Source organism: Micromonospora thermarum (assembly GCF_012034245.1).
Taxonomy (GTDB): domain Bacteria; phylum Actinomycetota; class Actinomycetes; order Mycobacteriales; family Micromonosporaceae; genus Micromonospora; species Micromonospora thermarum.
The window spans coordinates 138,890-165,224 of record NZ_JAATEO010000003.1; the positions used below are offsets into that span (position 1 = coordinate 138,890).

A 26,335-nucleotide genomic window follows, 5' to 3' on the forward strand; every position below is an offset into this window, starting at 1 on the left:
TCGGGCACATTGATCGACTCGACATCACTGGAGTCGGGGTGTCCACGGAACGTTTTCAGCCCGACTTCAATGATGTCGAGTCGATCTACCTACGGGCGGGAGGGGCGGGCCGCTCGCGTGCGGCCCACCCCTCCCGATACGTGCCGGTCAGTTCTTGGTGCCACCAGAACGGAAGGCCACCCAGGCGTCGCTCATCCGGTCCGCCTGGCCCGGCGTGAACATGTTCATGCAGGAGTCCTGCGTGTAGTCCATGAAGTTGTGGATCGGGTCCAGACCCGGCGTGGCGCAGGTGTCCGCGCCGACCGGGCAGTTGAACTGCGGGTGCGCCTCGCGCGGCGTGTCCTCGACGTAGTCGCCGGAGGCGGAGCAGCCGTGCGCGAAGGTGTGCTCCAGCATCAGCCAGTGCCCCACCTCGTGGGTCAGCGTGTCACCCAGCGCGTACTTCCCGGCCGTGCCGCCCGGCATCGACTCGTCGAGGATCACCACGCCGTCGATGTAGTCCCGGCCGTTGTTGTAGCCCTTCGGGAAGTACGCCCAGCCGAGGAGCCCGCCGCCGATGTTCGCCGCGTACACGTTCAGGGTGCGGGCGTCGCCGGTGTAGAGGGCCGCCTTCATGTCCCGCTCGTTCTTGCCCGGCACGACGGTGTACCAGTCGCTGTTCACCGTCCACGTCGTGTCGACCAGGTCGAAGCGGAACGGGGTGTCGGAGGCGTCCGGCGCCGTGGCACCCGAGAAGGAGTCGTTGAGCACCTCCATCTGGTCCGCGATCATGGTGTTCCAACGCGCCGTCTCAGTTGCGGTGAGCGGGCGGTCGGAGATCATGTGGAAGACCGTGGGGACGGTGACGCTGCCGTTGGCCAGGCGCGGCGAGTCCTTGATCACGCCGTAGGCGTTGGCCTCGTTCTTCGAGTACAGCTCCGGCTCTTTGGCGGTGGCGCCCTCGGCGACGCGCGCCACGCTGTGCTCGTCGGCACCCGGCTCGCACGCCTCGACACCCGGGGAGGCGGTCGTCGGCGCTGCCGAGGCCACCGCCCCGGAGGTGCCACCGCCCGCCAGGAAGGTGGCCGCGGTGGCGGCGAGGACGGCCGCTCGGAAAGTTGGTCTTCTGTGCATCGTTGCACCTTTCAGGGGACGTATCCGGTGCGGGTCGACGCGGGGTTGCCATGACCAGGTCGATGACGTCGTCGTTCCGGTATGAGAACACGCGGTTGCCGTCCGGCAACAGACCCTGAGCAGACGAAACGCCGGACCGACCCGGTGAGCGGCCGGTCCGAGGCCGGCGCATGACCGCCGCCTCCGGGGGTACGCGAGCGGCGATACCGGAATCGACATCTCCGATCTGGCGTACGCCGGGAAGAGGGCATTCGATGAAGGACAGAATCCTCAAAGGGCTGAAAAAGGGCACCAACGCGATCATGGTGCGCCGGCGGCGCAGGGATTCGGTGGTCACCAAGCCGAGCCGCTCCAGACGGCCCGGCCGGCTGTTCCAGTAAGCCAGGCGTCAGAGCACCCGGGTCACCTGCTCGGCGGTGATCAGCCATCCCGACCGCCCACGCGCCGAGGAGAACGGCGGCGGTACGCCAGTGCGCCGGCAGCAGCACCGCGACCCGGCTGCCCGGAGCAAGCCCGCACCCGTCCCGCAGCAGGCCGGCCGACCGGGCCGCCCACCGGCCCAGCTCCGGCGCGGTCAGGTCGACGCGCTCACCGGTCGCGCCGTCGAGCCAGGTGAGCAGCGCGGGTTCACCGGCCGCGCCCACGGTCCCGGCACTCGCGTCCGGCAGCGTCGCGTCAACCGGTGCCATCGCACACTCCCCTCGACTGGCCGCGCCCCAGCCTACGACCCCACGTTGACGGCGGTTGCCAGACTCGTGGGCGGGTCGAGTGTCCGATGTCCACGGACCGACCCGGCCGGGCGGGAGGGGCTGCTGTCATGCGAGCTGGAGGATGGGTCGCGGCGGGGATCAGCGCGCTGCTCTTCGGTGCGGCGCTGGCCGTGCCGCTGCCGGCCGGCGCGGACCCGCTCCCCGAGATCAACCCGATCGTCACCGCCACCGTTTGGGCGGACCAGCCGACCACCGCCGAGTACACGGTGACCAACGCGTACACCGCCAACTCCACCGAGGGGGACGTGGTCGTCCGGCGTACGGGGACCGGGGCGTACACGGTGGTGTTGCAGGGCGCGGCGACGAGCGGTGGCGTCGCGCACGTGGTGGCGTACGGCGGCGGGCCGGTGCACTGCACGGTGGCCGGGTGGTACCGGACTCTGCTCGGCGGCGAGGACCTGCTGATCCAGGTGCGTTGCTTCGCGGCGACCGGCGCGGCCGTCGACAGCCGGTTCGTGGCGACCTTCACCAACCGGAGGCAGATCCACCAGGGCCGGCTGGCGTGGTTCGTCACCGACCAGGCGGTGCCCAGCGGGGTGCGCACCCTGCCGGCCAGCTACCGCTACGACTCCACCGGCGGCGAGATCCGGTACGAGCGGCGGGCGACCGGCCACTACAAGTTCTCCGTGAACCCGCACCCAGCCAGCGAGTACGGGGAGCCCTACTTCCCGATGACACACGTCACCGCGCTCGGCACCAGCGCCGTGAACTGCCAGATCTCCTGGCCGGACTCCTGGCACGTCCGCTGCGCGAACGCCGCCGGCATCCCGGTCGACGCCCGTTTCACGGTCACCTACGGCGTCCGGATCGACCTGCTCGGCCACGCGGCCGGTCCCCGCTTCGCGAGCGGCACGCTCTACGGCGAGCACGCGGGCGACGGGGTGCTCGGCGGCGACAGCTACAACTCGCCGCTGGGCACGTACGGCGGTGCCCGAGGGACGCTGCTCGGCACCGGCCGCTACGAGATGACGTTCCGGGGCACCGGGTCACCCTTCGGCACCGCCTTCGTCAACGCGCACCTGCCGCACTTCGACGACCAGCCGAGCCGGGGGCACTGCGTCCTGGCCGGTTGGGGGCGCTCCGGCACGACGGACACGTTCGTCCGGGTCAACTGCTACGCCTGGCGGGGCGTGCCGGCCAACCTGAACGCCCGCATCTCGTACACCACCTGGCCGGCCGCCTGACGACAGACGCCGGCCGGGGCCGGCCGGGCGTCAGACGGGCAGCTCGGGGCCCCCGTCGAGGAGCGGGGCGAGCAGGTCGCCGGACTTCTCCACCCGCTTGAGCACCTCGCTCGCGGTGTACGGCTTGGTCGACGGCCGCTTGCCCGCCGCCCCCGCCTCCACCTCGTCCCAGGTCAGTGGCGTGGACACCGACGGCACCGACTGGGCTCGCAGCGAGTACGGCGCCACCGTGGTCTTCGCCGCGTTGTTCTGGCTCCAGTCGATGAAGACCTTGCCCGGCCGCAGGTTCTTCGCCATCTTCGACACGATCAGCTTCGGGTGCGCCTTCTCCAGATCCTGCGCGATCCGCTTGGCGTACCCGGAGACGACGTCCGAGTCCTGGGTGCCGGCGATCGGGCAGCAGAGCTGCATGCCCTTCTTGCCCGACGTCTTCGGGTACGACTCGATCCCGTCCTCGGCGAGCCGGTCGCGCATCAGCAGCGCCACCTGGCAGCACTGCTTCAGCGCCGCCGGCGCGCCCGGGTCCAGGTCGACGACCATCATGTCCGGGTGCTCACCGATCTTCCACTGTGGTGTGTGCAGCTCCAGCGCGGCGAGATTGGCGAGCCACACCACGGTGGGCAGGTCGTCGGCGACCACGTAGTCGATGGTCTCCCGCCCCTTGCTGGACCCGGGCGCGGGCAGCGTCTCGGTCCGCACCCAGCCGGGCGTGGCGGCCGGGGCGTTCTTCTCGAAGAAGGAGCCGCCGTCGACCCCGTTGGGGTAGCGGATCCGGGTGAGCGCCCGATCCTGTAGATGCGGGAGCAGCACGGGCGCGATCCGGGTGTAGTAGTCGATCACCTCGCCCTTGGTGAACCCGGCCGCCGGGTAGAGCACCTTGTCCAGGTTGGACAGCTCCAGCGTGCGCCCCTCGACCTCGACCCGGAACCGCTCAGCCGGCATCCTCGACCTCCTCGGCGGGCTTGTCGGGCCGCAGCCGCAGCACCCGGGGGAAGCGCAGCCGCCCGTCCGGGGTGCGCTGACCGTACTTGACCTCCACCACGACCCGGGGAGTTACCCAGATCGCGCCCCGGGCATCCTCGCGCGGCACATCGCCGGCGAACGGCGACGCGGGGGTGCGCAGCGGTTCCAGCTCGCGCAGCAGCTCGCGCTCCAGGGCCGCGCCGATCCCGCCGCCGACCCGGCCCCGGAAGGTGAGCCGGCCGTCCGGCCGGGGCACCCCGACCAGCAGCCCGCCGATCTTCCGCGCCCCCGGCCGCCAGCCGCCCACGACGAAGTCGCCGGTGACCTCCAGCTTGACCTTCACCCAGTCCGGTGAGCGCACGCCCGCCCGGTAGACCGAGTCGACCCGCTTAGCCATCACCCCCTCCAGGCCGTGCTCCCCCGCGGCCTGGTAGGTGGCCGGGCCGTCGGGAAAGACCGGGGGTACGGCCCACCGCCCGCCGCCCAGGCCGAGCCCGTCGAGGGTCGCGCGCCGCTCCTCCCAGGGCCGGCCGGTCAGGTCGACGCCGTCCAGCCGCAACAGGTCGAAGATCATGTACGTGACGGGCATGACCGCCGCCAGCCGCGCGGCCTTGTTCTTGTCCCGGACGTGCATCCGCTCGGCGAGGGCCGTGAAGGAGGGCTGCCCGGTCTCGCCGAGCAGCACCACCTCACCGTCGAGCAGCGCGTCGTCGACCTGCCGGTGCAGGGTGGCGAGTTCCGGGTACGCGGCGGTGATCTCGACGCCGGAGCGGGCGTACAGGTGCTGCCGGCCGCCGGAGACGTCGGCGAGGGCCCGCACCCCGTCCCACTTGAACTCGTACGCCCAGCCGGTACCCGCCGGGAGCTGCCCGGTCATCGCGAGCATCGGCTTGATCGGCGCGCCGGGCACGACCCGACTGTAGTGGCACGCGGAACGCCTCGCGCCCGGTTCGATCGGATGGGAGCATGGTCGATACCGGGGAAGGGAGTGCAGGATGCGGGCCATCTGGAAGGGAGCCGTGTCGTTCGGCCTGGTCTCCATCGGGGTCAAGCTGTACTCCGCCACCGAGGAGAAGGACATCCGTTTCCACCAGGTCCACCGGGACGACGGCGGCCGGATCCGCTACAAGCGCACCTGCCAGGTCTGTGGCGAGGAGGTCAGCTACGACGACATCGCCAAGGGGTACGACATCGGCGGCGGCGAGATGGTCATCCTCACCGACGAGGACTTCGCCGAGCTGCCGCTGAGCACCTCGCGGGCGATCGACGTACTGGAGTTCGTCCCCGCCGAGCAGGTCGACCCGATCCTCTACGCCAAGTCGTACTTCCTGGAGCCGGAGGGCTCGGCCACCAAGCCGTACGTGCTGCTGCGTGACGCGCTCGTCGACTCGGAGCGGGTGGCCATCGTCAAGGTGGCGATCCGCCAGCGGGAACAGCTCGCGACGCTCCGGGTCCACCAGGGCGTGCTGCTGCTCAACACCATGCTGTGGCCCGACGAGATCCGTACGCCGGACTTCGGCTTCCTCGACGAGGACCTGAAGGTCCGGCCGCCGGAGCTGGCGATGGCCAGCTCACTGATCGACTCGATGGCCGGCGACTTCCAGCCGGACGCCTTCACGGACGACTACCGGGCCGCGTTGCAGGAGGTCATCGACGCGAAGGTGGAGGGCCGGGAGGTGGTCCAGCCGGAGGAGGTCGAGGAGGCCCCGGCGGCGGCGGTGGACCTGATGGCCGCGCTGAAGGCGTCCGTCGAGCGGGCCAAGGCGGCCCGCGGCGAGGCGCCGGCCCGCGGCGCGGGCGAGCCGACCCCGATCTCGGCGGCGCGCTCGGCGCAGAAGAAGGCGGCCGAGAAGAAGGCCGCGAAGGCCCCGGCGAAGAAGGCCGCCGAGAAGAAGGCGGCCCCGAAGAAGGCCGCCGCCAAGAAGACGGCGGAGAAGAAGGCCGAACCGGCGAAGAAGGCGCCGGCCAAGAAGGCCGCCCCGAAGAAGGCCGCCCGCAAGACCGCCTGAGGGGCGGGGCCGCGTCAGCCCCGGCCGAGCTTGTGCGTCGGGCGGATCCTCACGATCACCCGCTCCTCGCCGGGCTGGCGGAACGGGTACGTCTCCTGCCCCAGGTACTTCTGCGCCATCCGATCGATGTGCTCGTCGGCGCCCTCCTCGACCAGCTCGGCGGTGCCCTTCACCCACAGGGTCCGGAAGTCGTTCTCCTTGTCGGCCACCGACACCGCGACCATCGGGTTGCGCCGGATGTTCTCGTACTTCACCCGGCCCTTGGCGGTGTTGAAGATGATGTTCTCCCCGTCCGTGTCGACCCAGACGGGTGTGACGTGCGGGGTGCCGTCGACCTCGACGGTCGCGACGTGGGCGAGCTGCGGCTCGGCGAGCAGGGCAACGTCTTCGTCGGTGAGGATCGCCATGTTCGTGACGTTACCGGCGCCTGCCGACAGCGGCCCGGTGATCGCCCGCGCACCCGACGCCTGCACACCGGGGATCCGGGCGGGTACCGTGTGCGTCGGCCTTCCCCCGGCACCCGGTGCCGGCCACCACCTCGAGCAGGGAGTCGACGCCGTGAGCGAGCGTACGCAGAACCGGTCCCAGAAGTCGGAGCGGCGGCTGGCCGCCCAGCTCGCCGCGCAGAAGGCCGCCGAGGCGAAGCGCCGCCGGCAGGCCTGGGCCGGGGGGCTCGCCGGCGTCGCCGTGGTGGCGGTGCTGATCACCGTGTTCGTGCTGGTCGGGCGCGGCGGGGACGAGGCGGACCAGGCGGCCGGCACCCCGTCGGCGAGTGCCTCCGCGCCGGCCGCCGGCGGTGCGGGCGCCCCGCTGCCGGCCGGCGCCGACCCGGCGCTCAACACCAGGCCGGTCGTCGAGGCGGGCAAGGGCGACCTCAAGAAGCTCGTCGTCACCCCGCTGATCAAGGGCACCGGCCCCGAGGTGAAGACCGGGCAGACCATCACCACCAACTACGTGGGCGTCTTCTACGCCGACGGCAAGGAGTTCGACTCCTCCTGGAAGCGGGGCGAGCCGGCGAGCTTCCCGATCGGCGTCGGGCAGGTCATCCCCGGCTGGGACCAGGGCCTGGTCGGCGTGACCGTGGGCAGCCGGGTGCAGCTGGACATCCCGACCGAGCTGGCGTACGGCGCCAACCCGCCCGCCGGCGCGCCGACCGGCCCGCTGCGCTTCGTCGTGGACGTGCTGGCCGCCCAGTGACCGGGCGGATCGTCCGGGATGCCGTCCCGGATTGATGCAGTTGCCCACAGAGGGCTTCCGGGCCGTCACCCGCCGGCAGTAGGTTCAGCGTCACCCTGGGGCGTCCGCCGTCCCGGGGTGACCACCGGACCGCGGAGGTGCACGTGACGGACGACGCGAGGCGGACCGCCCGCTTGATGTGGACCCACTTCGAGCCGGCGCACGCCGTCACCTACTTCCATCCGCGCGCCCGGGCGGCGTACGAGGCGGTCGGGCTGCGCGGCTACTGGCGGGGCTACTTCGCCGGGCGGGCCGCCCCGCTCGGCCCCACCGAACCGGCGCCGGTGGTCGCCGCCTTCTACAGCTTCGCCCCGCACATGGTGCAGCGCGCCCTGCCGGCGGTGTGGAAGCTGGCCAGCCCGGCGGAGGCGCTGCGGGCCCGGCTGACCGGCGCCGTGCAGGCGCTCGCCGAGCTGACGTACGAGCTGCCCGAGTCGCACCTCGCCGAGGCCGCCGACCTGCTGGAGGCCGCCGCGGCCGAGATCGAGGTGGCCGGCCGTGTGCTGGGGGCGGCCAACGCGGCGCTGCCCCGCGGCGAGTACCCGCTCGCCCGGCTCTGGCAGGCCGCCACCACGCTGCGGGAGCACCGGGGCGACGGGCACATCGCCGCGCTGGTCGCCGCCGACCTGGACCCGGTGGAGACGCTGTCCTGGCGGGTCGCCGTGGACATGTCGCCGGTCAACCTGCTGGGCCGGGGCTGGACCGAGGAGCAGTGGGCGGCGGCGCGCGGCCGGCTCGCCGAGCGGGGCTGGCTGACGCCGGACGGCGAGCCGACCGAGCACGGCCGCGCGGGCTTCCGCGCCGTCGAGGACGCCACCGACGACGCGGCCGCCCGCCCGTGGCGGGCGCTCGGCCCGGACCGCACCGAGCGGCTGCGCGAGTTGCTCGACCCGATCGCCCGCGCCGCGCACACCGTCATCCCGGCGGGCAGCCCGATCGGCCTGCCGGCGATGCAGGGCTGAGGTCACGACGCGGCACGGCGGAGCCGGCCCGGCCGGGCGCGGGCACCGCGACCGCCCGTCCGGCAGGATGGGTACGTGGCGGATGCGGTGATCTTCGACCTGGACGGCGTGATCGTGGACTCGGAGCCGGTCTGGGAGGAGGTCCGGCGGGCGTACGTGGCGGCGCACGGCGGCACCTGGCAGGCGGACACGCAGCGCCGGCTGATGGGCATGAGCACCGGCGAGTGGTCCCGCTACCTCAGCGGGGAGCTGGGCGTCGACCGGACGCCCGAGCAGGTCGCCACCGAGGTGGTCGAGGAGATGACCCGGCGGTACGCGGAGCGCGTACCCCTGATCGACGGGGCCGACCAGGTCGTGCGCCGGATGGCCGGGCGGTGGCCCCTGGGGCTGGCCAGTTCGTCCCCGACCCGGTTGATCGCGGCGGCGCTCGCCGCGACGGGCCTCACCGACGTGTTCGGCGCGACGCTGTCGACGGAGGAGACCGCGCAGGGGAAACCGGCACCGGACGTGTACCTCGCGGTCGCCGGGCGGCTGGGCGTCGGTCCGGCCCGCTGCGTGGCGGTGGAGGACTCGTCCAACGGCGTGCGCTCGGCGGCCGCCGCCGGCATGGCGGTGGTGGCGGTGCCGCACGGGGCGTACCCGCTGGACCCGGACGCGGAGCGGCTCGCGGCGGTGGTGCTGGGGTCGATCGGCGAGCTGACGCCGGAGGTCGTGGCGCGGCTCGGCTGACCGGTGACGGCCAGCCGGCGGGTCAGGCGGGGTGGGCGGTCAGCCGACCAGCGGCACCGGGCCGTCGGGGCTGGTGACGTCGGTGACGGTCCAGCCGGCGCCGGTCAACCCGTCGGCGACGCGGGTGGCGATCTCGGTCCGGCGGACCGTGGCACCGTCAGACCGAACGGCTCCGGCTCGACCGGGGCAGGAACCGGCGTGGCGGGCGGCCGGCGCCCCACCCGCCGCCCTCCGCGCGCCGCCCGCCGGTGGTCGTCGCCGGCGTCCGGGCCGGCCCCGCGTCCCGGTCCGCCGGCCGCCCGGTACAGGCAGGTTCCGCGTCCTTCTCCAGCACCTCGTGTCGCATGGCCCCATCCCTCCCGCCGACTACCCCGTTGTACGGTTTCCGGGGCTGCGGGGATCGGTCTCCGGGCGCTCAGGCGCCGGCGACTCCCGTGGACCCGCCGGGTGGCCGCGCCCCGCACCGGCCGCGTCCGGAGGAGCCGGCATGAGCGGGGAGCGGCCGGGTACGGCAGCCGGCGGCGGGTCGCGCGCGGCGTGGGTGAGGAGACGGGGATGAAGGCGATCGTGTACGAGCGCACCGGCGACGCCTCGGTGCTGCAACTGATCGACCGGCCGGTGCCGGAGCCCGGGCCCGGTGAGGTGCTGGTCCGGATGGCGGTCTCCGGGGTGAACCCGACGGACTGGAAGGCGCGACGGCAGTGGCCGCTGCCGGCCGGCTGGCAGATCCCCGGGCAGGACGGCGCGGGGGTGATCGAGGCGGTCGGCGAGGGCGTCGACCAGATCCTGATCGGCGCGCGCGTCTGGCTGTGGGAGGCGGCCTGGCAGCGGCCCTGGGGCACGGCCGCCGAGTACACGGTGGTCCCGGTCCGTCACGCGGTACGCCTCGGCAGCGCCTCGTTCGACCTGGGCGCGTGCCTGGGCATCCCCTTCCTGACGGCGCACCGCTGCCTGACCGCCGGCGAGTACATGCCGGACAAGCTGCACGCGGGTGCGTTGAGCGACCACACCGTGCTGGTGCAGGGCGGCGCGGGGGCGGTCGGCAATGCGGCGATCCAGCTCGCCCGCTGGGCCGACGCGTGCGTGATCGCGACGGTGAGCAGCGCCGAGAAGGCGCAGCTGGCGGCGGCCGCCGGAGCGGACTTCGTGGTCAACTACCGCGAGCAGGACGTGGTCGAGGAGGTCCGCAAGATCGCGCCCGACGGGGTGCACACGATCGTCGAGGTCTCCGCCGCGCGCAACGCCGCGACCGACGTGCAGTTGCTGCGGCCCGGCGGGGCGGTCTGCGTGTACGCCGACGACGGCGGCGCCGAGGTGACCCTGCCGATCCGGCCGCTCATGGTGCCGAACGCCCGCTGGCAGTTCGTGCTGGTCTACACCGAGCCGAAGGCGGCGAAGGCGCAGGCGGTCACGGACGTCTCGGCGGCGGTCGCGCAGGGCGCCATCCGGGTGGGTGAGGAGGCGGGGCTTCCGCTGCACCACTACTCGCTGGGCGCGGCGGCGGCAGCGCACAAGGCGGTGGAGGACGGTGCCGTCGGCAAGGTGCTGATCACCGCCGCCGGGGACGAGCAACCCGCCTGAGCTGGCAGTTTTTCCCATAGCCGGGACAGAGGCGAACAAGTCTCGCAAGAATGACGGTGCGGGTAGCCCCGCATGGACGGGCGGCCCCGGCGCGGTGCGAACGCCGGGGCCGCCCTTGGGGAGGGATGTCTCGAAAGAGCCCTACCCCCAGAGGCGATGGTGCGCCGCAAAACGTTACGGCGCCGCCAGTTCGCGAACTTCCAGGCCGCCCTCGGCGTACCGGGACCGGACGACCTTTTTGTCGAACTTCCCCACGCTGGTCTTCGGCACGGCGTCGATCACGGCCCACCGCTCCGGCAACTGCCAGCGGGCCACCGACGCGGCGAGGAAGTCCCGCAGCTCCTGGGCACCGACGCCGGCGCCCTCGCGGAGCACCACGGTCGCCAGCGGGCGCTCGCCCCACCGCTCGTCCGGCACGCCCACCACGCACGCCTCGACCACGTCCGGATGGGCCATCAGCGCGTTCTCCAGCTCCACGGAGGAGATCCACTCGCCGCCGGACTTGATGACGTCCTTGGCGCGGTCGGTCAGCGTGATGTAGCCGTCCGGCGAGAGGGTGCCGACGTCGCCCGTCCGCAGCCAGCCGTCGCGGAACTTCTCCTCGTCCGGGGTCTCGTCGCCGACGTACCGCCCGGTCACCCACGGCCCGCGGACCTCCAGCTCGCCCACGGACGTCCCGTCGGCGGGCAGCGGCTCGGCCAGCGGGCCGACGATCCGCGCCTCGACCCCGGCGGGGACCCGGCCCTGGGTGTAGCGGTACCGCCACGCGTCCTCGCCGCTCGCCCCGGCCGGCGGGCGGGCCACCGAGCCGAGCGGCGACGTCTCGGTCATGCCCCAGGCGTGGATGACCCGGATGCCGTGGCGCTCCTCGAACGCGTGCATCAGCGCCGGCGGGCAGGCCGAACCGCCGACGATCACCTCCGCCAGCGAGGAGGTGTCCACCTCGTGGCTGTCCAGGTACGCCAGCAGGTCGTTCCAGATGGTCGGCACGGCGCCGGCCAGGGTGGGGTGCTCGGCGATGATCATCTCGGCGATCGGCGCGGCCTGGAGGAACCGGTCCGGCATGATCAGCGACGCGCCGGAGAACAGAGCCGCGTACGGCAGGCCCCAGGACATCGCGTGGAACATCGGCACGATCGCCAGCGTCCGGTCGGTCGGGCCGAGACCGAAGCCCTCGGGCGTGCAGACCTGGAGCGAGTGCAGGTAGATCGAGCGGTGCGAGTAGGCGACGCCCTTGGGGTTGCCGGTGGTCCCGGAGGTGTAGCAGAGGGCGGCCGCGTCGCGCTCGTCCACCTCGCGCCAGTCGTAGGTGTCCGGCCGGCCGTCCAGCAGGGCGTCCCAGTGGTGTACGGAGATCCGGTCGCCGGCCGCCGCCACCAGCGGCGCCGGGTCGCCGCCACCGGCCACCACCACGTGCCGGACCGTGGTCATGTCACCGATGACCTTCGCGAGCAGGGGAATCAGCGTCGAGTCGACCAGCACCACCCGGTCCTCGGCGTGGTTGGCGATGTACGCCACCTGGTCGGGGAAGAGGCGGATGTTGAGGGTGTGCAGCACCGCGCCCATGCTCGGCACGGCGAAGTACGCCACGAGGTGCTCGGCGTTGTTCCACATGAAGGTGGCGACGCGCTCGTCGCCGGTCACGCCGCACTCGTCGCGCAGGGCGTGGGCCAGCCGGGCGGCCGCGCGGCCGACCTCGGCGTACGTCATCCGGCGTGGCTCGGCTCCGGTCCAGGTGACCACCTCGGCGGTGCCGTGCACGGTGGAGCCGTGGTCGAGGATCCGGGAGATCTGGAGGGGGGCGTCCATCATCGTGCTACGCATGAGTAACAAGCTAGTGTCGGCAGTCACAGCTTGGGAACCCCGGATCTCCGGACCGCTCGATGGAAGCTGCGTAAATTGTCCGGGTGAGCATCTCCTGGGCAGACTCGTACGTCGGGCAGCTGCGCGCCCTCGCCGGCGACCGGACGCTGATGTTCGTCGGCGCCCGCGCGGTGGTCCGGGACAACGCCGGCCGCGTCCTGCTGATCCAGCGCTCCGACAACGGCCAGTGGGCCATGCCGGCCGGGGCGATGGAACTGGGCGAGTCGATCGCCGACTGCGCCGTCCGTGAGGTCCGCGAGGAGACCGGGCTCCGGGCGCTGCGGGTCAGCGCGTTCGCCCTCTACACCGGCCCGGACCGCACCCACACCAACATGTACGGGCACACGTACCAGATCTTCACCACGGCGTTCCGGGTGGAGGAGTGGGACGGAGAGCTGGCCCGGATCACCGACGAGACCACCGACGCCGGCTTCTTCGACCGCACCCACCTGCCCAGCCCGTTGTCGGCCAGCGTCCCGGAGACCCTGGCCGACCTGGACGTCTTCGAGCAGACCAACCGCCTGATCCTGAAGTGATGCGGGCCCCGGGTGTCCGGGGAGCACCCGGGGCCCGTGTCACTGGGGGCGCGGCCTACGCCGTGGGGACCACCCCGACGTCGAGGGTCACCGCGCCACCGTCGGTGACCTCGACCACCACACTCTCCGCGTACGGGGCGTTGTACGGGGAGGAGGGCACCAGCGTGAAGTCCGAGTCGGTGGCGTCGTCACCGACGTCGGGCGTGGTGACCGTCCAGCCGTACCGCAGACCGGCCCGGACGACGTACCGGCCGGGCGCGAGTGCGCGCGTGTACGTGCCGTCGGCCGTCGAGACGCTGGTGGTCGGGGCGCCGACCCAGTCGCCGCCCTCGGGGATGAACGTCAGCGGGTTCACCTCCGGGTCGTAGGTGACCGGCCGCTCCCCGGCGTCGCGCTGGCCGTCGCGGTCCTCGTCGTACCAGGCGGTGCCCGTGATCGTGCCCTGCGGGCGGTAGGTCGTGGCCGCCTGCCGGGAGTTGTTCGCCTGGTTCACGTCGTCGTTGTTCGACGTCACGGTGGCGGTGGCGACGAACTGGCCCGCCGGCGTGCCCGCGCCGAAGGTGACCGAGAGCGGGAGGTAGTGGTACTGGTACCGCTCCACCGACGGGTGGGCGCACTCCCAGTACCAGACGCCGGTCTCCGCGTCCTGGCCGGACTGGCAGGCCCAGTCCGTGCCACCTGCGCCGCCCTCGGTGGGACGGACGGTGGGCGCCAGGGCCAGCCGTACGCGGACGTCCCGCGCCGGCCCGTCCGCGAGGTTCTCCACCACCACGCCGATCTCCACGGCGTCGCCCGGACCGACCTCCTCGTCCAGGAGGACGACGTTGGTGACGGCGATGTCCGCCGGCTCCACCGGCGGAGCCGCGTAGCGGTACGTGACCTCGGCCTGGTTGCTCAAGTCCGTCTGCCACTCCGGGCTGGCGGTGGTGACGCTACCCCGGATGGCGAACGTCTCGTCCGCCGTCCCCGGCCCGACCCGCGCCGGGATGGCGACGGACGAGGACTCACCCGGCACCAGTCGGGACAGGGTGCACTCCACCCGCGCCCCGGTGACGCCGCACCGCCAGGGTTCCGGGAACCAGGTCTCGCCGGGCGTGCCGTCGAGCGTCACGCCGGCCGGGAGGTCGACCACCAGCTTGACGTCCTCGGCGGCCTCGGTTCCGCGGTTCTCGGCCCGGAACGTCGGCTGCACCGGCCCGCCCTCGAGCGGCAGGGCGATGTCGTATTCACCGGGGAACAGGCTGAGGTCGGAGATCTCGGCGTAGGTCGTCTTGGCCGTGTCGCTGTTGTTGCGCGTGGTCGCCTCGGTGGAACTCGTCGAGACGGTCGCCCCGAGAGTGGCCGTGGCACCCTCGTTGGCCACCGGGAGCTCGAGGTGCAGGTTCAGCGGGGCCGCACCGCCGGCCGGCAACGGACCGTCGGTCACGACGCAGACGTGGGTGGTGTAGTCGCACTGCCACGGCCAGGACGGCTCGCCACCGATGAAGCCGCCGGAGGGAAGCTTCAGCGCGAGCCGGACGTCGTCCGCCGGCGCGGCGCCGATGTTGTCGACAGCGATGTCGAGGACCACCTGTGCCCGTTCGGGCCGGATGATGGTGGTGCTGGCGGTCAGCTCGACCCGCAGGTCCGCGCTGGGCGCGGTCTCCGCGGGCACCGGCGCGGCCACCGCCGGCGATGCGGCGACCGCCGCGGTGAGCAGGGTGAGCAGGGCGACGCCGGCCCGGACCGACCGGCGCAGGGATGGTTGACGCATGCACGTCCCTCGATAGCAGGAGGCCGCCCCGTGACGGCTCCTCCCATATGGACGTCGACGTACGTGATTCCGTTACATGATCCACAGCCCCTCCGGAGCCGCCCGGATCAGAGGAGCGTCTGGGATTTGGCCTCCATCTCGGCGGCGGCCTCCTCCTTCGACTCCTTCGCCAGGGGCTTGCCGCCCGGGGCCGGGGCGTCGCCGCCGAGGCCGTCCGTGCCGCCGGTCGCGCCTTCCGGACCCGCCCCGCGCAGCTTCTCGTCGGGCAGGGCCAGGGTGACCAGCACCGCCACGATCGCGATCAGCCCGGCGGTGAGGAACACCAGGTCCAGCGCCTCCACGAACGACGTCTGCACGGCCGCGCGAACCGGCCCGGGCAGGGCGAGGATCGTCGCCGGGTCGTTGACCGACACGTCGGCGCCGCCGCTGGCCGCGACGGCGGCCTGCTGCTCGGGCGGCAGCTGGGCGATCGCGCCGGGCAGCCGGCCGGCCAGCTCCGACGTGAGCCGGGACGAGAGCACCGTGCCGAGGATCGCCACGCCGAACGACCCGCCCAGCGACCGGAAGAAGGTGGCCGAGGAGGTGCCGGCGCCCAGGTCCCGCATCGACACGGCGTTCTGCACGGCGAGGATCAGCGACTGCATGCACAGGCCGAGTCCGATGCCGATCACCACCATGAAGAAGAAGGCGAGCCACAGCGAGGTGCGGACCTCCAGCCGGGTGAAGAGCAGCATCCCGACCAGCAGCACCGCCGAGCCCGCCACCGGGAACCACTTGTACCGGCCGATCTGGCTCATCGCCCGCCCGGTGAGCACCGAGGTGACGATGATGCCGCCCATCATCGGCAGCATCAGCAGACCGCTGCGGGTCGGCGAGGCGCCCTTGACGATCTGGAGGTAGAGCGGGATGAAGATGATCGAGCCGAACATCACCAGACCGAGCACGAAGCCGGCCGCGTTGGACAGGGCGAAGGTGGCGCTGCGGAACAGCCGCAGCGGCAGGATCGGCTCGGCGACCCGGGCCTCCTGGACCACGAAGAGCCCGCCCAGCACCGCCCCGGCGGCGAACAGGCCGATGATGACGCCGGAGCCCCAGGCGTACTCGTTGCCGCCCCAGCTCAGCGCGAGCAGCAGGGAGCTCACGCCGGCGACCAGCAGCGCCGCGCCGAGCCAGTCGATCGCGTGCTGCCGGCGGGTGAACGGCACCAGGCGCAGCACCCGGGAGCAGACGATGATGGCGAGGATGGCCAGCGGCACGTTGATGTAGAAGATCCACCGCCAGTCCGTCTCGGCGAAGTAGCCGCCCACGAGCGGACCGGCCACCGAGGAGAGCCCGAAGACCGCCCCGAAGAGGCCCTGGTAGCGGCCCCGCTCCCGCGGTGGCACGACGTCCGAGATGATCGTGAACGCGAGCGTCATCAGGCCGCCCGCGCCCAGGCCCTGCACGCCCCGGGTGACGATCAGCTGGGTCATGTCCTGGGACAGGCCGGCGAGCAGCGAGCCGACCAGGAACGCCCCGATCGAGAAGAGGAAGACCGGTCGCCGGCCGTACAGGTCGGCCATCTTGCCGTACAGCGGGGTCGAGGCGGTCGACGCGAGCAGGTACGCGGTCACCACCCACGAGTAGTGGTTGATCCCGCCCAGCTCGCCGACGATCGTCGGCAGCGCGGTTCCCACGATCGTCTGGTCGAGTGCGGCCAGCAGCATGCCGGTCATCAACCCGACCATCAGCAACCGGATCTGGCGCGCGCTCAACACCGGGGTCTGCGTCGTCATTCCGCGTCATTTCCCGGCCTGTCCGGAACATGCGCCCGGTGGACCCCCGTCCCGGCGGAAAACGCCTCGACAGCCGTGGCGGCGGCACGTGCGCATGGTCGCTCGTGGCACTGCTCCGCCGGCTCGCGCTGGACCTGACCCCGCTCCGCACCTCGCGGGACTTCCGGCTCGTCTTCACCGCGGCGGGCGTGTCCGGCTTCGGGTCGTTCATCACGTACGTGACGGTCCCGTACCAGCTGTACCAGCCGCGAGGGCCGCGCCCGCAAGGAGACCGAGGAAACGGCCTGGGCGGCGTCCGCCGCCACCCGCACCCCGGCCACCCCCGGTTGATCATGGGGTTGACGGGTGGATCGGAGATCAACCCACCCGCCAGCTTCATGATCGACGCGGGAGGGCGGGTGGGTCAGTGGCGGCCCTCGGCGAACTCTTCCACGATCTTGGCGCAGAAGGCCGGGAGGTCGGCCGGTTTGCGGCTGCTGACCAGGCCGTTGTCCGTCACCACCTGCTCGTCGACCCACTCCGCGCCCGCGTTCACCAGGTCGGTGCGCAGGCTCGGCCAGCTCGTCAGCCGGCGACCGCGCACCACGTCCGCCTCGACCAGCGTCCACGGGCCGTGGCAGATCACCCCGACCGGCTTGCCGGCCTCGAAGAAGGCCTTCACGAACCGGACCGCGTCCGGGTCCGTCCGCAGGAAGTCCGGGTTCGCCACCCCGCCCGGCAGCACCAGCGCGTCGTACCGGCCGGCGTCCGCGTCGCCGGCGGCCACGTCCACCGGGTACGTCTTCGACTGGTCCAGGTGGTTGAAGGACTGGATCTCACCCGGCTTGGGCGAGACCAGCTCGACCGTCGCCCCGGCCTGCTCCACCGCCTCGCGGGGCTGGACGTACTCGACCTCCTCCACCCCGTCGGCGGCCAGGAAGGCGATCCGCTTGCCCTGAAGTGTCGTCGCTGCCATCTCGGTACGTCTCCTCTCCGGATACGTTTCGTCGGTTCCCGCCGCCCGAGGACCGAAACGCGGCGACCGTCACCCCCGCGCGGGGCGCACGTTTGACCCGGCGGACCGGGGGGATCCCGGAAGGCATGGCAGGAGCAGCAGCGGAACAGCGCCGGCTCGCCGCCGTGGTGCAGAGCTGGCTCGGGCGCCCCGTCCTGGTCCTCGGGGACGCGATGCTCGACGAGTGGCGGTTCGCCGAGTCCGAACGGCTCTGCCGGGAGGCACCCGCCCCGGTCCTCACGCTCCGGCGGCGGATCTCCGCCGCCGGTGGTGCGGCGAACACCGCCGTGAACGTGGCCGCGCTCGGCGGGCGGGTCGCACTGGTCGCCCCGGTCGGCGCGGACGTGGCCGGCGACGAGCTGCACGACTGCCTCGACCGGGCCGCCGTCTGGGACCGGACGGTCAGCCAGCCGGGCCGCCCGACGCCCGTCAAGCGGCGCATGCTGGCCGGCAACCAGATCCTGCTCCGGGAGGACTCCGGCGACCCCGAGGACACACTCGACGACGAGGCCGTGGCCCGGCTGCTCACCGCGCTCGACTGCGCCACGGAGGAGCTGCGGGCGGTCGCCGGCGGCGAGGCGCCGACCCTGGTGGTCTGCGACTACGCGTTGGGCGCGCTGCCCGCGCCGGTCCGCGCCTGGCTGGTGGCCAACCGGGAGCGGTACGCGACGGTCGCGCTCGACGCGCACGACCTCGCCGACTGGCGGGGCCTCGCCCCGACGGTGGTGACGCCGAGCTTCGCCGAGGCGAGCCGGCTGCTCGCCCGCGCGGCGGCCCGACCCAGCACCAACGCCCTGCACCTGGACCACCCCGGCGGCGACCCGCCCGACGGCCCCTCCGAGCTGACCGTGGGCGTGGCGCCCGGCGACGGCTCCTGCGCCCGGCTCGGGCCGACCGGCGAACCGGGCCCCGGCGAGGACCGGGTGGCGATGACCGGGGACGGTCTCAGCGTCACCGGAACCGGCGTCACCGTGAACGCGACCGCCGGCGAGGGGGTGGACCGGGCGGTGCTGGCCGAGGCCCGCCTGGCCGAACTGCGGGCGCACACCGGCGCCGACGTCGTGGCGGTGACCCTGGACACCGACGGTGCGGTGGTCGGCGGGCCCGACGGGGAGCGCCGCCGCAGCCACAGCACGCCGGTGCCGGCCAGCCACGCGGTGGGGGCCGGGGACGCGTACCTCGCGGCCATGACGCTCGCGCTGGCCGCCGACGCGCCGCTGCCGACCGCCGCGCAGCTGGCCCAGCTCGCGGCCACCATCACCGTCTCGGACACCGGCACCTGCGTGTGCCGTCGGGAGGACCTGCTCACCGCGCTCGACCAGCCGGCCGAGACCGACGGCCGGCCCACCCTGGTGGATGCCGACGAGCTGGCGGCGATCGCCGACGAGCACCGGCGCGCCGGCCGCTCGGTCGTCTTCACCAACGGCTGCTTCGACGTGCTGCACCGGGGTCACGTCCGGTACCTGGAGCAGGCCCGCGCGCTCGGCGACCTGCTGGTGGTGGCCGTCAACTCCGACGGCAGCGTCCGCCGGCTCAAGGGCGCGGACCGACCGGTGAACCCGGTCGAGGACCGGGTGGCCCTGCTGGCCGCACTGGCCTGTGTGGACCACGTGGTCGTCTTCGAGGAGGACTCGCCGGCCCGGCTCATCGAGACCGTCCGCCCCGACGTGTACGTCAAGGGCGGCGACTACCCGCCGGAGATGGTGCCGGAGGCACCGCTGGTGCGCCGCCTCGGCGGGCAGGTCCGCACCCTCGGGTACGTGCCGGACCGGTCCACCTCGGCGATCATCGACCGGATCCGCGCGCACGGCCAGGACGTGACCACCGACGCGGCGGCGGGCCAGGCGTGAACCGTCCGCTCGACCTCGGCGCCCCCGACCAGTTCCGCGCCGAGCGGCACCTCGACGTGCTGATCCCCACCCGGAACCGGCCGGCCGAACTGGCGGTCACCCTGTCCGGGCTGGCCGCCCAGGAGGGCGTGCCCGGCTTCGGGGTGGTGGTCAGCGACCAGTCCGACGGGGAGCCCGCGTACGCGCACCCGGCGGCGGCCACCATGGTCCGGGCGCTGCGCCACCGGGGGCACCCGGTGCTGCTCACCCGCCGGCTGCCGCGCCGCGGTCTGGCGGAGCACCGGGCGTCGCTGCTGGCCGCCTCGGCCGCCCGGTACGTGCTCTGCCTCGACGACGACGTGTGGCTGGAACCCGGTACGCTGCGCCGACTGGTCACCGCCATGGAGGAGCTGCGCTGCGGTTTCGTCGGCAACGCGGTGCACGGCCTGTCGTACGTCGACGACGTGCGCCCGGAGACGCACCGGCACTACGAGGAGTGGGACGGGCCGCCGGTGCCGGAGCGGATCCGCCCGGGCACCCCGGAGTGGCACCGCGCGTCGATCCACCCGGCGGCGAACCTGCTGCACGTGACGGAGAAGCAGAACCTGCCGCCGGGGGCGTGGCGGGCGTACAAGGTGTCCTGGATCGGCGGCTGCGTGCTGTACGACCGGGCGAAGCTGCTCGACGCGGGCGGCTTCGACTTCTGGCGGCGGGTGCAGGAGAAGCACCAGGGCGAGGACGTCGCCGCCCAGCTCGCCGTGCTGGCGCGCCACGGCGGCGCCGGAATCCTGCCCAGCGGCGCGTACCACCTGGAGTCCCCGACCACGGTCACCGAGCGCGAGGTGGAGGCGTGGGAGGTGGTCCTCGCCGAGGAGGACGCCCGGCAACCGGCCTGACCCGCTCTCACGCCAGCAGCTCGCGGGCGGCCTCCAGCACCTCGACGGTCGGGACGTCGGTCACGAAGGAGTCCCGGTGCGGACACTCGCCGTCGCCGGGGCGGTGCGGGTAGATGCCCGGGGTGCAGTCGACGCCGCAGACCGGGCAGTGCACGGCCCAGGAACTGATCGGGCGGTGCCGGCCGCGCAGCGGGTTCGCCGTGTTGATGAGGTTGCCGACCCAGAAGATGCCCACCGTGGCGGTACCCACCGCCGCCGCCAGGTGCAGCGGGCCGGTGTCGTTGGAGACGACCAGGGCGCAGTCGGCGTAACAGGCCGCCAGTCCGCCCAGGCTGAGCGTGCCGACCAGCGGCCGGACCGGCACCCCGGCCGCCGCGACCACCCCGTCCACCACCTCCTGCTCGCCGGGCGTGCCGGTGACCAGCACCTCGTAGCCGTCGCCGTGCAGTTCCCGGGCCACCTCGGCGAATCGCTCCGGGGGCCAGCGCCGCCGGGTGTCGGTGGCGCCCGGGTGCAGCGCCACCCGTGGTCGCCGCGGCGGGCCGAGCACCTCGGCCGCCTCGGTCCGGTCGGCGTCGGTCACCGCCAACGTCGGCACGATCGTGGTGGCCGGGGCGCCGACCAGCGCCGCGACCTCCAGGTAGCGGATCACCTCGTGCTGGTAGTAGACGTACCGGATCCAGCGGTCCAGCGGCGGCGCGTCCTCGGCGCGGAGGCCGGCGGTCAGCCGCGCGCCGAGAGCGGCGACGACCGGGTTGGAGTTGGCGCCGCCGCCGTGCACCTGCAACGCCAGGTCGAAGCGTTCCTTGCGGGCCGCCGCGAGGAAGTCCTCCATCGCCGACTCCGGTTCGCCCGGGTCCGGGGCGCGGATCCCGGGCGCGGGCGGGACCACCAGGACGCGGTCCACCGGGCCGGGCCGGTCGCGCCAGAGCTTCGCGTGCCAGGGCGCGCCGAGCAGCACGATCTCCGCCCCGGGGTACGCGGCCCGCAACGCGTCCAGCGTCGGCAGGATGAAGATGAAGTCGCCGAGCGCGTTGGCCCGGAGCACGGCGATCCGCTCGACGTCGGGCACGCGCTCGGCGGTCGGGCCGAGCAGGGTCGGGGCGGCCACGTGACCCCTACGGCCGGTCGAGCTCGGTGTCGGGGTGGTGCAGCTCCCGGTCCGCGGCCGGGTCGACCGGCTTCGGCGTACCCCCGGTGAAGCCGCGCGTGCCGGTGCGGCCGACGGTGATGGTGCGCGGCGCGGGCCGCGCGGCCCGGGGCAGTCGCACCCGGAGCAGGCCGTGGTCCATCACCGCGTCGATGGCGTCCGGGTCCACCCGCGAGGGCAGGTCCACCCGGTACTCGAAGCCGCGGGTCTCGAAGCCGCCCGGGATGCCGTGGTCCGCGTTGACCTCGGCCTCCGACCGGGCCCGTACGCACAGCTCGCGGTCGTCCAACTCGACCGCCACCTCCTCGGGCGCCACGCCGGGCAGCCGTACCACGACCTCCCAGCCGTCGGCGGTCTCGTTCAGCTCCAGGTCGGGCGAGCCGGAGCGGCCCCCGACCAGCCGGCTCAGCTCGGCGCGCAGCGACTGCAACTCGCCCATCGGGTCCCACCCCTGCTGCCGGCCGCGCCAACCCCGACCGAGACCGCCACCTGACTGTTCGCTCATCTCACCTCTCCGATCCGCTGGGTGGTCGCCGGGGACCGCAGCGAGCTGGGCGCGTCCAGGTTGGCGTCGCGGTCGACGCCGACGCCGAGCCGGTCGACCAGTTCCCCACCGAGCCAGGCGCTGATGCCGAGGATGGCCAGGGCGACGACCTCGATCGCGATGAGCGCGCCGCCGGCCGCCCGGGAGTCGGCGTTGAGCCGGACCGCCCAGACCGCGGCGAAGAGCAGGATCACCGCCACGTTCGCGGCGGCGTGGGTGAGGGCCACCCGCTTGGCGCGGGTGCCGGTCGGGATGGCGAACAGGTCGAACGTCCCGGCCGCCGCGGCCAGCAGGCCGCCGACCAGCCCGACGGTGATGTTCCAGTACGCGACCTCGCCGAGGAAGTCCGGACCGCCCACGGTGTCGACGATGTCGAAGAGCACCGCGGTCACGAGCAGGGCGACCGGGAACATCACCAGCATCGGGTGGACGGGGTGGCCCAGCACCTTGAGTCGGCTCTCCATGACCGGGCCTCCTGCTCGGGTCCTGCCGGCGGGTCGGGTGAGGCGGTACCCCTGCCTCCGGCGGGCAAACCTCGCCCTGGTGGGGGCCGCCTAGGCTGTGGAACGGCGGTACGTCGCCACCACGGTCAACGGAACGGGGGAGGCTCACGTGACGGTGGAGATCACCACACACGAGGAACTGCGGGAACTGCTCGGCACGCCGGCACCCCGGGCCGCCGCGAAGGAGCGGACGCGCCTGCACGAGCGCGACCGCCAGTGGCTGGCCGCGTCCCCGTTCTGCCTGGTCGCCACGGCCGGCGCGGACGGCACCTGCGACGTGTCGCCGAAGGGTGACCCGCCCGGCTTCGCCCTCGTGCTCGACGACACGACCATCGCCATCCCCGAGCGGCCCGGCAACAAGCGCGCCGACGGCTACCGCAACATCCTCGACAACCCGCACGTCGGGCTGATCTTCCTCATCCCCGGGCGCACCGACACCCTGCGGATCAACGGGCGGGCCCGGCTGCTGCGCGACGCGCCGTTCTTCGACTCCATGGTGGTCAACGGGCACCGCCCGGTGCTCGCCGTCGTGGTGGAGATCGAGCAGATCTTCTACCACTGCGCGAAGGCGTTCCTCCGGTCCGACCTGTGGCGGCCGGAGACCTGGTCACCGGACGTACTGCCGTCCCGGGCGCGCCTGGTCAAGGAGGTGGAGGCGCCGGCGGAGAGCCTCGCCGACCTGGAACGCCACTACGGCCCGGAGTACACCCGCCGCCTCTACGTCTGAGCCGACCGGACGTTTGAGCTGACGGCCGAGGGTACTGATTCCTTCGACGGCCGCTGTACGCAGCGGCAACCCCCTGGACACGGGTCGAAGGAAGGACGGACGACCGTGGAGAAGTCCATCGAGGTGCAGGTGCCGGTTCGCACCGCCTACAACCAGTGGACCCAGTTCGAGGAGTTCCCGAAGTTCATGGGCGGCGTCCGCGAGGTACGCCAGCTCGACGACCGGCGGATGCACTGGGTCGCCGAGATCGCCGGGGTCCGGCGCGAATGGGACGCGACGATCCTGGAGCAGGTGCCCGACCGTAAGGTCGCCTGGGCTGCGACCGAGGGCGCGACCAACGCCGGCGCGGTCTACTTCCAGCCGGTCGACACCGACCGCACGATGGTCCGGCTGCACCTGGAGTACGAGCCCGAGGGGCTGGTCGAGAAGACCGGCGACAAGCTGAACGTCGTCGAGCGGCAGGCCGAGTCCGACCTGGAGCGGTTCAAGTCGTTCATCGAGAGCCGGGGCGCCGAGACCGGTGCCTGGCGCGGCACGGTCGACACCGGCGCCGGCGTCGGCACGCCGGGCGTCGAGTACGCCGCGGGCACCCGGGGCGACAGCGGCAAGGCCGGTGTCTCCGGCACGGCGGTGGCCGCCGGAGCGACGGTGGCCGGCGCGGCGGTCGCCGGGGCCGCGGCTGCCGTGTCGAAGCACCGCGCCGACGGCGACGAGGACGACACGCCGACACCCGCCACCGAGACGGAGTACGTGGTGACGGACGTCCCCGAGAGTGGCGTCGCCAGCTACCAGCCGGAGCCCCGGCGAAGCCTCTGACCGTGCGTCGCCCGGACGGGCCCGGTAGCCCCCGCTCGCGGGATGGCGCCGGGCCCTCCGGCTGCCCGGTACACGGTTCCCGTGCCGTCAGGCCGCCTGCGGCTGACCAGTCACCGTCCACGGCTCACGCCTGCGGTGAGCCCACCTTCGGGGTGGCCCGGTCGATGATCGCCGCGTGGTCGACGCCCGCCGGCAGCGTCCCGTACGCGTAGCCGTGCTCGCCGCCGAGCCGGGACGCGCAGAAGGCGTCCGCCACGGTCGGGTGGCCGTGGCGCACCAGCAGCGAGCCCTGCAGCACGAGCGCGAGCCGCTCCACCACGTGCCGGGCCCGCAGTTCCGCCTCACCCGGGTCGGCCAGCTCGGCGCGCAGCCGCCGCACCGCCGCGTCGAGCCGTGCGTCCGCGCCGGCGGCGGCGTCCACCTCCGCCTCGAAGGCGGCCAGCACCTGCGGCTCGCGGGTCAGGGCGCGCAGCACGTCCAGCGCGGCCACGTTGCCCGACCCCTCCCAGATCGAGTTCAGCGGCGACTCGCGGAACAACCGCGGCATCCCCGACTCCTCGACGTAGCCGTTGCCGCCCAGGCATTCGAGGGCCTCGGCGGCGTGGCCCGGCCAGCGCTTGCACACCCAGTACTTGCCGACCGCGACGGCCAACCGCTTGACGGCGGTCTCGCCGGCGTCGCCGCGCGCCGAACGGTCCGTGGCGCCCGCCAGCCGCAGCATGAGTACGGTCGCCGCCTCCGACTCCACCGCCAGGTCGGCCAGCACGTTGCGCATCAGCGGCTGGTCGACCAGGTAGCGGCCGAAGGCCCGGCGGTGCGCCGCGTGGTGGACCGCGGTGATCACTCCCTGGCGCATCCCGGCCGCCGCGCCGATCAGGCAGTCGAGCCGGGTCATGTTGACCATGTCGATGATCGTGCGGACCCCCCGGCCCTCGTCCCCGACCCGCCAGGCCACCGCGTGCTCGTACTCGATCTCCGACGACGCGTTGGACCGGTTGCCGAGCTTCTCCTTGAGCCGCATCAGGCGCATCGGGTTGCGCGTGCCGTCGGGCAGCACCCGGGGGACCAGGAAACAGGTGAGCCCGCCGGGGGCCTGGGCGAGCGTGAGGAACAGGTCGCACATCGGCGCGGAGGTGAACCACTTGTGCCCGACGAGCCGGTAGCTGCCGTCCGGCTCGGGCCGGGCGGTGGTGGTGTTGGCACGGACGTCCGACCCGCCCTGCTTCTCCGTCATCGACATGCCCGCCAGCAGTCCGCGCTTGCCCTGCGGCGGACGCAGCCCCGGGTCGTACGCCGAGGCGGTCAGCAACGGCTCGTACCGCGCCGCCAGTTCCGGGGCGTGCCGTAGGGCCGGCACCGCCGCGTACGTCATCGAGATCGGGCAGCCGTGCCCCGCGTCCGGCCGCCACGTGTAGAACTTCGCGGCGCGGGCGACGTGCGCGCCCGGCCGGTCGTCGGCCCACGGCGCGCCGTGCAGACCGTGGGTCACCGCCGTCCGCATCAGCTCGTGCCAGGACGGGTGGAACTCCACCTCGTCGACGCGGTGGCCGTAGCGGTCGTGGGTACGCAGCACCGGCGGGTACTCGTTGGCCAGCCGGCCGTGCTCGATCGCCTCCGCGCCGCCGCCGAGCCGGCCGAGGTCGTGCAGCTCGGCGGCCGCCCAGCCGGCACCCTCCCGGTCGAGGCCCTCCAGCAGTGCCGGGTCGTCCGCCGCGTCGTAGCCGACCAGCGGGGGAACCTGGTTGAACACCTCGTGCGTCGTCACGGTGACACTCCCAGCGCGCGGTGGATGAATCGGGTCAGTCCGGGGATGGTGTCCGGGCCGGCGACCCCGGCGGCCAGCGGGCCGACCATGGCCTCGGCGAGCGCGCCGACGAGCGCGGTCGCGGTCAGCTCGGGATCCTGCGGGGGCAGCTCGCCGGAGGCCACGCCGGCCGCCACGTACGCGGCGATCAGGTCGGCGTGGGCACGGCGGAAGACGAGCCGCTGCGCGTCGACCGCCGGGTCCACGGGCTCGGCGAGCAGCGCGTACGCCAGCCGAGGGGCCTGCAACGCCCGCCCGGCGAACGTGGCGACGACGGCCGCCAACCGCGCCGCCGCCGTACGCTCCCGCGCCGCGGCGCGGGCGACCGCGTCGACCTCGCGCTGCGACGCCGTCCGGAACACCTCGGCGAACAGGTCGGCCTTGGTCGGGAAGTGGCGGTAGACGCTGCCGGTGGCGATGCCGGCGCGGTCGGCGACGGCGGCGACGGTGCAGCCGGCGTACCCGTGCTCGGCCATGATCTCCAGCGCCGCCGCGATCGTCCGTTCCCGGGACGCGTTGAGCCGGGCCTTCACCCGCTCGGTCGTCCGGTACGCCACGCAAGGATTGAATCACCGTTCACTTCTTGCCGGCAAGGGTC

General features: G+C 73.4%; 25 protein-coding genes and 2 pseudogenes. 12 read left to right on the forward strand and 15 right to left on the reverse strand.

The genetic code is table 11. The annotated features are described in order from the left end of the window. Positions 1 to 147: 147 nt before the first annotated feature. Positions 148 to 1,113 carry a zinc metalloprotease gene (locus HCJ94_RS04040; RefSeq protein WP_167999587.1) on the reverse strand — a complete coding sequence of 322 codons (966 nt, stop codon included), beginning with the start codon at positions 1,111 to 1,113 and terminating at the stop codon, positions 148 to 150. 254 nt (positions 1,114 to 1,367) lie between these two features. On the opposite strand from HCJ94_RS04040, the gene HCJ94_RS30715 reads away from it, so the two are divergent. Then, a complete protein-coding gene (locus HCJ94_RS30715) occupies positions 1,368 to 1,493 on the forward strand; it encodes a hypothetical protein (RefSeq protein ID WP_255480972.1) in 126 nt (41 codons plus the stop codon). A 27-nt stretch (positions 1,494 to 1,520) separates the two neighbouring features. Here the strand turns inward: HCJ94_RS30715 and HCJ94_RS30720 are convergent. Beyond that, positions 1,521 to 1,802: pseudogene (locus HCJ94_RS30720) on the reverse strand (TIGR03089 family protein); the annotation flags it as partial. Positions 1,803 to 1,930: 128 nt separating this feature from the next. Between HCJ94_RS30720 and HCJ94_RS04045 the strand changes: the two are divergent. Next, on the forward strand, positions 1,931 to 3,067 hold the full coding sequence (locus tag HCJ94_RS04045) for a hypothetical protein (RefSeq protein WP_167999588.1): 1,137 nt from the start codon (positions 1,931 to 1,933) through the stop codon (positions 3,065 to 3,067). Between the two features lie 30 nt (positions 3,068 to 3,097). Here the strand turns inward: HCJ94_RS04045 and ligD (HCJ94_RS04050) are convergent, their stop codons facing one another. Then, positions 3,098 to 4,009: a non-homologous end-joining DNA ligase gene (gene ligD / locus HCJ94_RS04050; protein WP_167999589.1), complete on the reverse strand. Its 912-nt coding sequence runs from the start codon at positions 4,007 to 4,009 to the stop codon at positions 3,098 to 3,100. Continuing rightward, the gene (ligD, locus tag HCJ94_RS04055; protein WP_167999590.1) at positions 3,999 to 4,940 is read right to left on the reverse strand and encodes a non-homologous end-joining DNA ligase; all 942 of its coding nucleotides are present in this window, start codon (positions 4,938 to 4,940) and stop codon (positions 3,999 to 4,001) included. Before ligD (HCJ94_RS04055) ends, ligD (HCJ94_RS04050) begins: the two co-directional genes overlap by 11 nt. Before the next feature lie 85 nt (positions 4,941 to 5,025). On the opposite strand from ligD (HCJ94_RS04055), the gene ku reads away from it, so the two are divergent. Further along, on the forward strand, positions 5,026 to 6,039 hold the full coding sequence (ku, locus tag HCJ94_RS04060) for a non-homologous end joining protein Ku (protein WP_167999591.1): 1,014 nt from the start codon (positions 5,026 to 5,028) through the stop codon (positions 6,037 to 6,039). Positions 6,040 to 6,053: 14 nt separating this feature from the next. Here the strand turns inward: ku and HCJ94_RS04065 are convergent, their stop codons facing one another. Continuing rightward, positions 6,054 to 6,446: a PPOX class F420-dependent oxidoreductase gene (locus HCJ94_RS04065; RefSeq protein WP_167999592.1), complete on the reverse strand. Its 393-nt coding sequence runs from the start codon at positions 6,444 to 6,446 to the stop codon at positions 6,054 to 6,056. An 88-nt stretch (positions 6,447 to 6,534) separates the two neighbouring features. Between HCJ94_RS04065 and HCJ94_RS04070 the strand changes: the two genes are divergently transcribed. From HCJ94_RS04070 to HCJ94_RS04080, 3 genes are all read left to right on the forward strand, one after another. Then, positions 6,535 to 7,236: an FKBP-type peptidyl-prolyl cis-trans isomerase gene (locus HCJ94_RS04070; protein ID WP_309227142.1), complete on the forward strand. Its 702-nt coding sequence runs from the start codon at positions 6,535 to 6,537 to the stop codon at positions 7,234 to 7,236. Between the two features lie 143 nt (positions 7,237 to 7,379). Next, the gene (locus HCJ94_RS04075) at positions 7,380 to 8,237 is read left to right on the forward strand and encodes an SCO6745 family protein (protein ID WP_167999594.1); all 858 of its coding nucleotides are present in this window, start codon (positions 7,380 to 7,382) and stop codon (positions 8,235 to 8,237) included. A gap of 75 nt (positions 8,238 to 8,312) precedes the next feature. After that, the gene (locus HCJ94_RS04080; protein ID WP_167999595.1) at positions 8,313 to 8,966 is read left to right on the forward strand and encodes an HAD family hydrolase; all 654 of its coding nucleotides are present in this window, start codon (positions 8,313 to 8,315) and stop codon (positions 8,964 to 8,966) included. A 157-nt stretch (positions 8,967 to 9,123) separates the two neighbouring features. Here the strand turns inward: HCJ94_RS04080 and HCJ94_RS04085 are convergent, their stop codons facing one another. Continuing rightward, positions 9,124 to 9,312 carry a hypothetical protein gene (locus HCJ94_RS04085; protein WP_167999596.1) on the reverse strand — a complete coding sequence of 63 codons (189 nt, stop codon included), beginning with the start codon at positions 9,310 to 9,312 and terminating at the stop codon, positions 9,124 to 9,126. Between the two features lie 209 nt (positions 9,313 to 9,521). Between HCJ94_RS04085 and HCJ94_RS04090 the strand changes: the two genes are divergently transcribed. After that, positions 9,522 to 10,547, forward strand: a complete 1,026-nt coding sequence (locus HCJ94_RS04090; RefSeq protein WP_167999597.1) for an NADPH:quinone reductase — start codon at positions 9,522 to 9,524, stop codon at positions 10,545 to 10,547. Positions 10,548 to 10,721: 174 nt separating this feature from the next. Here HCJ94_RS04090 and HCJ94_RS04095 read toward each other — a convergent pair whose 3' ends face one another. After that, the gene (locus tag HCJ94_RS04095; RefSeq protein WP_205800651.1) at positions 10,722 to 12,356 is read right to left on the reverse strand and encodes a fatty acid--CoA ligase; all 1,635 of its coding nucleotides are present in this window, start codon (positions 12,354 to 12,356) and stop codon (positions 10,722 to 10,724) included. Positions 12,357 to 12,454: 98 nt separating this feature from the next. Between HCJ94_RS04095 and HCJ94_RS04100 the strand changes: the two genes are divergently transcribed. After that, the gene (locus tag HCJ94_RS04100) at positions 12,455 to 12,946 is read left to right on the forward strand and encodes an NUDIX domain-containing protein (protein WP_167999599.1); all 492 of its coding nucleotides are present in this window, start codon (positions 12,455 to 12,457) and stop codon (positions 12,944 to 12,946) included. 55 nt (positions 12,947 to 13,001) lie between these two features. Here HCJ94_RS04100 and HCJ94_RS04105 read toward each other — a convergent pair whose 3' ends face one another. The 3 genes from HCJ94_RS04105 to HCJ94_RS04115 all read right to left on the reverse strand — a co-directional run bounded on the left by HCJ94_RS04105 (position 13,002) and on the right by HCJ94_RS04115 (position 17,429). After that, the gene (locus HCJ94_RS04105; protein WP_167999600.1) at positions 13,002 to 14,699 is read right to left on the reverse strand and encodes an SdrD B-like domain-containing protein; all 1,698 of its coding nucleotides are present in this window, start codon (positions 14,697 to 14,699) and stop codon (positions 13,002 to 13,004) included. Positions 14,700 to 14,806: 107 nt separating this feature from the next. Beyond that, complete coding sequence (locus tag HCJ94_RS04110) at positions 14,807 to 16,474, reverse strand: MDR family MFS transporter (RefSeq protein ID WP_167999601.1); 1,668 nt, start codon at positions 16,472 to 16,474, stop codon at positions 14,807 to 14,809. A gap of 403 nt (positions 16,475 to 16,877) precedes the next feature. After that, positions 16,878 to 17,429 carry a type 1 glutamine amidotransferase domain-containing protein gene (locus HCJ94_RS04115; RefSeq protein WP_167999602.1) on the reverse strand — a complete coding sequence of 184 codons (552 nt, stop codon included), beginning with the start codon at positions 17,427 to 17,429 and terminating at the stop codon, positions 16,878 to 16,880. Positions 17,430 to 17,554: 125 nt separating this feature from the next. Here HCJ94_RS04115 and rfaE2 point away from each other — a divergent pair, with 125 nt between their 5' ends. Next, positions 17,555 to 19,318, forward strand: a complete 1,764-nt coding sequence (rfaE2, locus tag HCJ94_RS04120) for a D-glycero-beta-D-manno-heptose 1-phosphate adenylyltransferase (RefSeq protein ID WP_167999603.1) — start codon at positions 17,555 to 17,557, stop codon at positions 19,316 to 19,318. Continuing rightward, positions 19,315 to 20,193 (forward strand): glycosyltransferase family 2 protein, encoded by an 879-nt coding sequence (locus HCJ94_RS04125; RefSeq protein ID WP_167999604.1) that lies wholly within the window; start codon positions 19,315 to 19,317, stop codon positions 20,191 to 20,193. The genes rfaE2 and HCJ94_RS04125 overlap by 4 nt, the downstream gene beginning before the upstream one ends. Positions 20,194 to 20,200: 7 nt before the next feature. On the opposite strand, the gene HCJ94_RS04130 is transcribed toward HCJ94_RS04125, so the two are convergent. The 3 genes from HCJ94_RS04130 to HCJ94_RS04140 are packed head-to-tail and all read right to left on the reverse strand — an operon-like array spanning position 20,201 to position 22,351. Next, positions 20,201 to 21,304, reverse strand: coding sequence for a glycosyltransferase family 9 protein (locus HCJ94_RS04130; RefSeq protein ID WP_167999605.1), 1,104 nt, complete (start codon positions 21,302 to 21,304; stop codon positions 20,201 to 20,203). Positions 21,305 to 21,311: 7 nt separating this feature from the next. Further along, positions 21,312 to 21,848: an Hsp20/alpha crystallin family protein gene (locus tag HCJ94_RS04135; protein ID WP_167999606.1), complete on the reverse strand. Its 537-nt coding sequence runs from the start codon at positions 21,846 to 21,848 to the stop codon at positions 21,312 to 21,314. Next, a complete protein-coding gene (locus HCJ94_RS04140; RefSeq protein WP_167999607.1) occupies positions 21,845 to 22,351 on the reverse strand; it encodes a DUF2231 domain-containing protein in 507 nt (168 codons plus the stop codon). Before HCJ94_RS04140 ends, HCJ94_RS04135 begins: the two co-directional genes overlap by 4 nt. Positions 22,352 to 22,499: 148 nt before the next feature. Between HCJ94_RS04140 and HCJ94_RS04145 the strand changes: the two genes are divergently transcribed. Further along, a complete protein-coding gene (locus HCJ94_RS04145) occupies positions 22,500 to 23,117 on the forward strand; it encodes a pyridoxamine 5'-phosphate oxidase family protein (protein ID WP_167999608.1) in 618 nt (205 codons plus the stop codon). A 105-nt stretch (positions 23,118 to 23,222) separates the two neighbouring features. Further along, positions 23,223 to 23,660: pseudogene (locus HCJ94_RS29900) on the forward strand (SRPBCC family protein); the annotation flags it as partial. A gap of 397 nt (positions 23,661 to 24,057) precedes the next feature. On the opposite strand, the gene HCJ94_RS04155 reads toward HCJ94_RS29900, so the two are convergent. Both HCJ94_RS04155 and HCJ94_RS04160 read right to left on the reverse strand, forming a co-directional pair. Continuing rightward, positions 24,058 to 25,698, reverse strand: coding sequence for an isovaleryl-CoA dehydrogenase (locus tag HCJ94_RS04155; RefSeq protein WP_167999609.1), 1,641 nt, complete (start codon positions 25,696 to 25,698; stop codon positions 24,058 to 24,060). After that, positions 25,695 to 26,294 (reverse strand): TetR/AcrR family transcriptional regulator, encoded by a 600-nt coding sequence (locus tag HCJ94_RS04160; RefSeq protein WP_167999610.1) that lies wholly within the window; start codon positions 26,292 to 26,294, stop codon positions 25,695 to 25,697. The genes HCJ94_RS04155 and HCJ94_RS04160 overlap by 4 nt, the downstream gene beginning before the upstream one ends. Between the last annotated feature and the right edge of the window lie 41 nt (positions 26,295 to 26,335).

What these genes read in the sequence shown, in the direction of transcription:
- HCJ94_RS04040 (WP_167999587.1), bottom strand. Translation starts at nt 1,113, where the DNA reads ATGCACAGAAGACCAACTTTCCGAGCGGCCGTCCTCGCCGCCACCGCG.
- HCJ94_RS30715 (WP_255480972.1), top strand. Translation starts at nt 1,368, where the DNA reads ATGAAGGACAGAATCCTCAAAGGGCTGAAAAAGGGCACCAACGCGATC.
- HCJ94_RS04045 (WP_167999588.1), top strand. Translation starts at nt 1,931, where the DNA reads ATGCGAGCTGGAGGATGGGTCGCGGCGGGGATCAGCGCGCTGCTCTTC.
- ligD (WP_167999589.1), bottom strand. Translation starts at nt 4,009, where the DNA reads ATGCCGGCTGAGCGGTTCCGGGTCGAGGTCGAGGGGCGCACGCTGGAG.
- ku (WP_167999591.1), top strand. Translation starts at nt 5,026, where the DNA reads ATGCGGGCCATCTGGAAGGGAGCCGTGTCGTTCGGCCTGGTCTCCATC.
- HCJ94_RS04065 (WP_167999592.1), bottom strand. Translation starts at nt 6,446, where the DNA reads ATGGCGATCCTCACCGACGAAGACGTTGCCCTGCTCGCCGAGCCGCAG.
- HCJ94_RS04085 (WP_167999596.1), bottom strand. Translation starts at nt 9,312, where the DNA reads ATGCGACACGAGGTGCTGGAGAAGGACGCGGAACCTGCCTGTACCGGG.
- HCJ94_RS04090 (WP_167999597.1), top strand. Translation starts at nt 9,522, where the DNA reads ATGAAGGCGATCGTGTACGAGCGCACCGGCGACGCCTCGGTGCTGCAA.
- HCJ94_RS04095 (WP_205800651.1), bottom strand. Translation starts at nt 12,356, where the DNA reads ATGGACGCCCCCCTCCAGATCTCCCGGATCCTCGACCACGGCTCCACC.
- HCJ94_RS04105 (WP_167999600.1), bottom strand. Translation starts at nt 14,699, where the DNA reads ATGCGTCAACCATCCCTGCGCCGGTCGGTCCGGGCCGGCGTCGCCCTG.
- HCJ94_RS04110 (WP_167999601.1), bottom strand. Translation starts at nt 16,474, where the DNA reads ATGACGACGCAGACCCCGGTGTTGAGCGCGCGCCAGATCCGGTTGCTG.
- HCJ94_RS04115 (WP_167999602.1), bottom strand. Translation starts at nt 17,429, where the DNA reads ATGGCAGCGACGACACTTCAGGGCAAGCGGATCGCCTTCCTGGCCGCC.
- rfaE2 (WP_167999603.1), top strand. Translation starts at nt 17,555, where the DNA reads ATGGCAGGAGCAGCAGCGGAACAGCGCCGGCTCGCCGCCGTGGTGCAG.
- HCJ94_RS04135 (WP_167999606.1), bottom strand. Translation starts at nt 21,848, where the DNA reads ATGAGCGAACAGTCAGGTGGCGGTCTCGGTCGGGGTTGGCGCGGCCGG.
- HCJ94_RS04140 (WP_167999607.1), bottom strand. Translation starts at nt 22,351, where the DNA reads ATGGAGAGCCGACTCAAGGTGCTGGGCCACCCCGTCCACCCGATGCTG.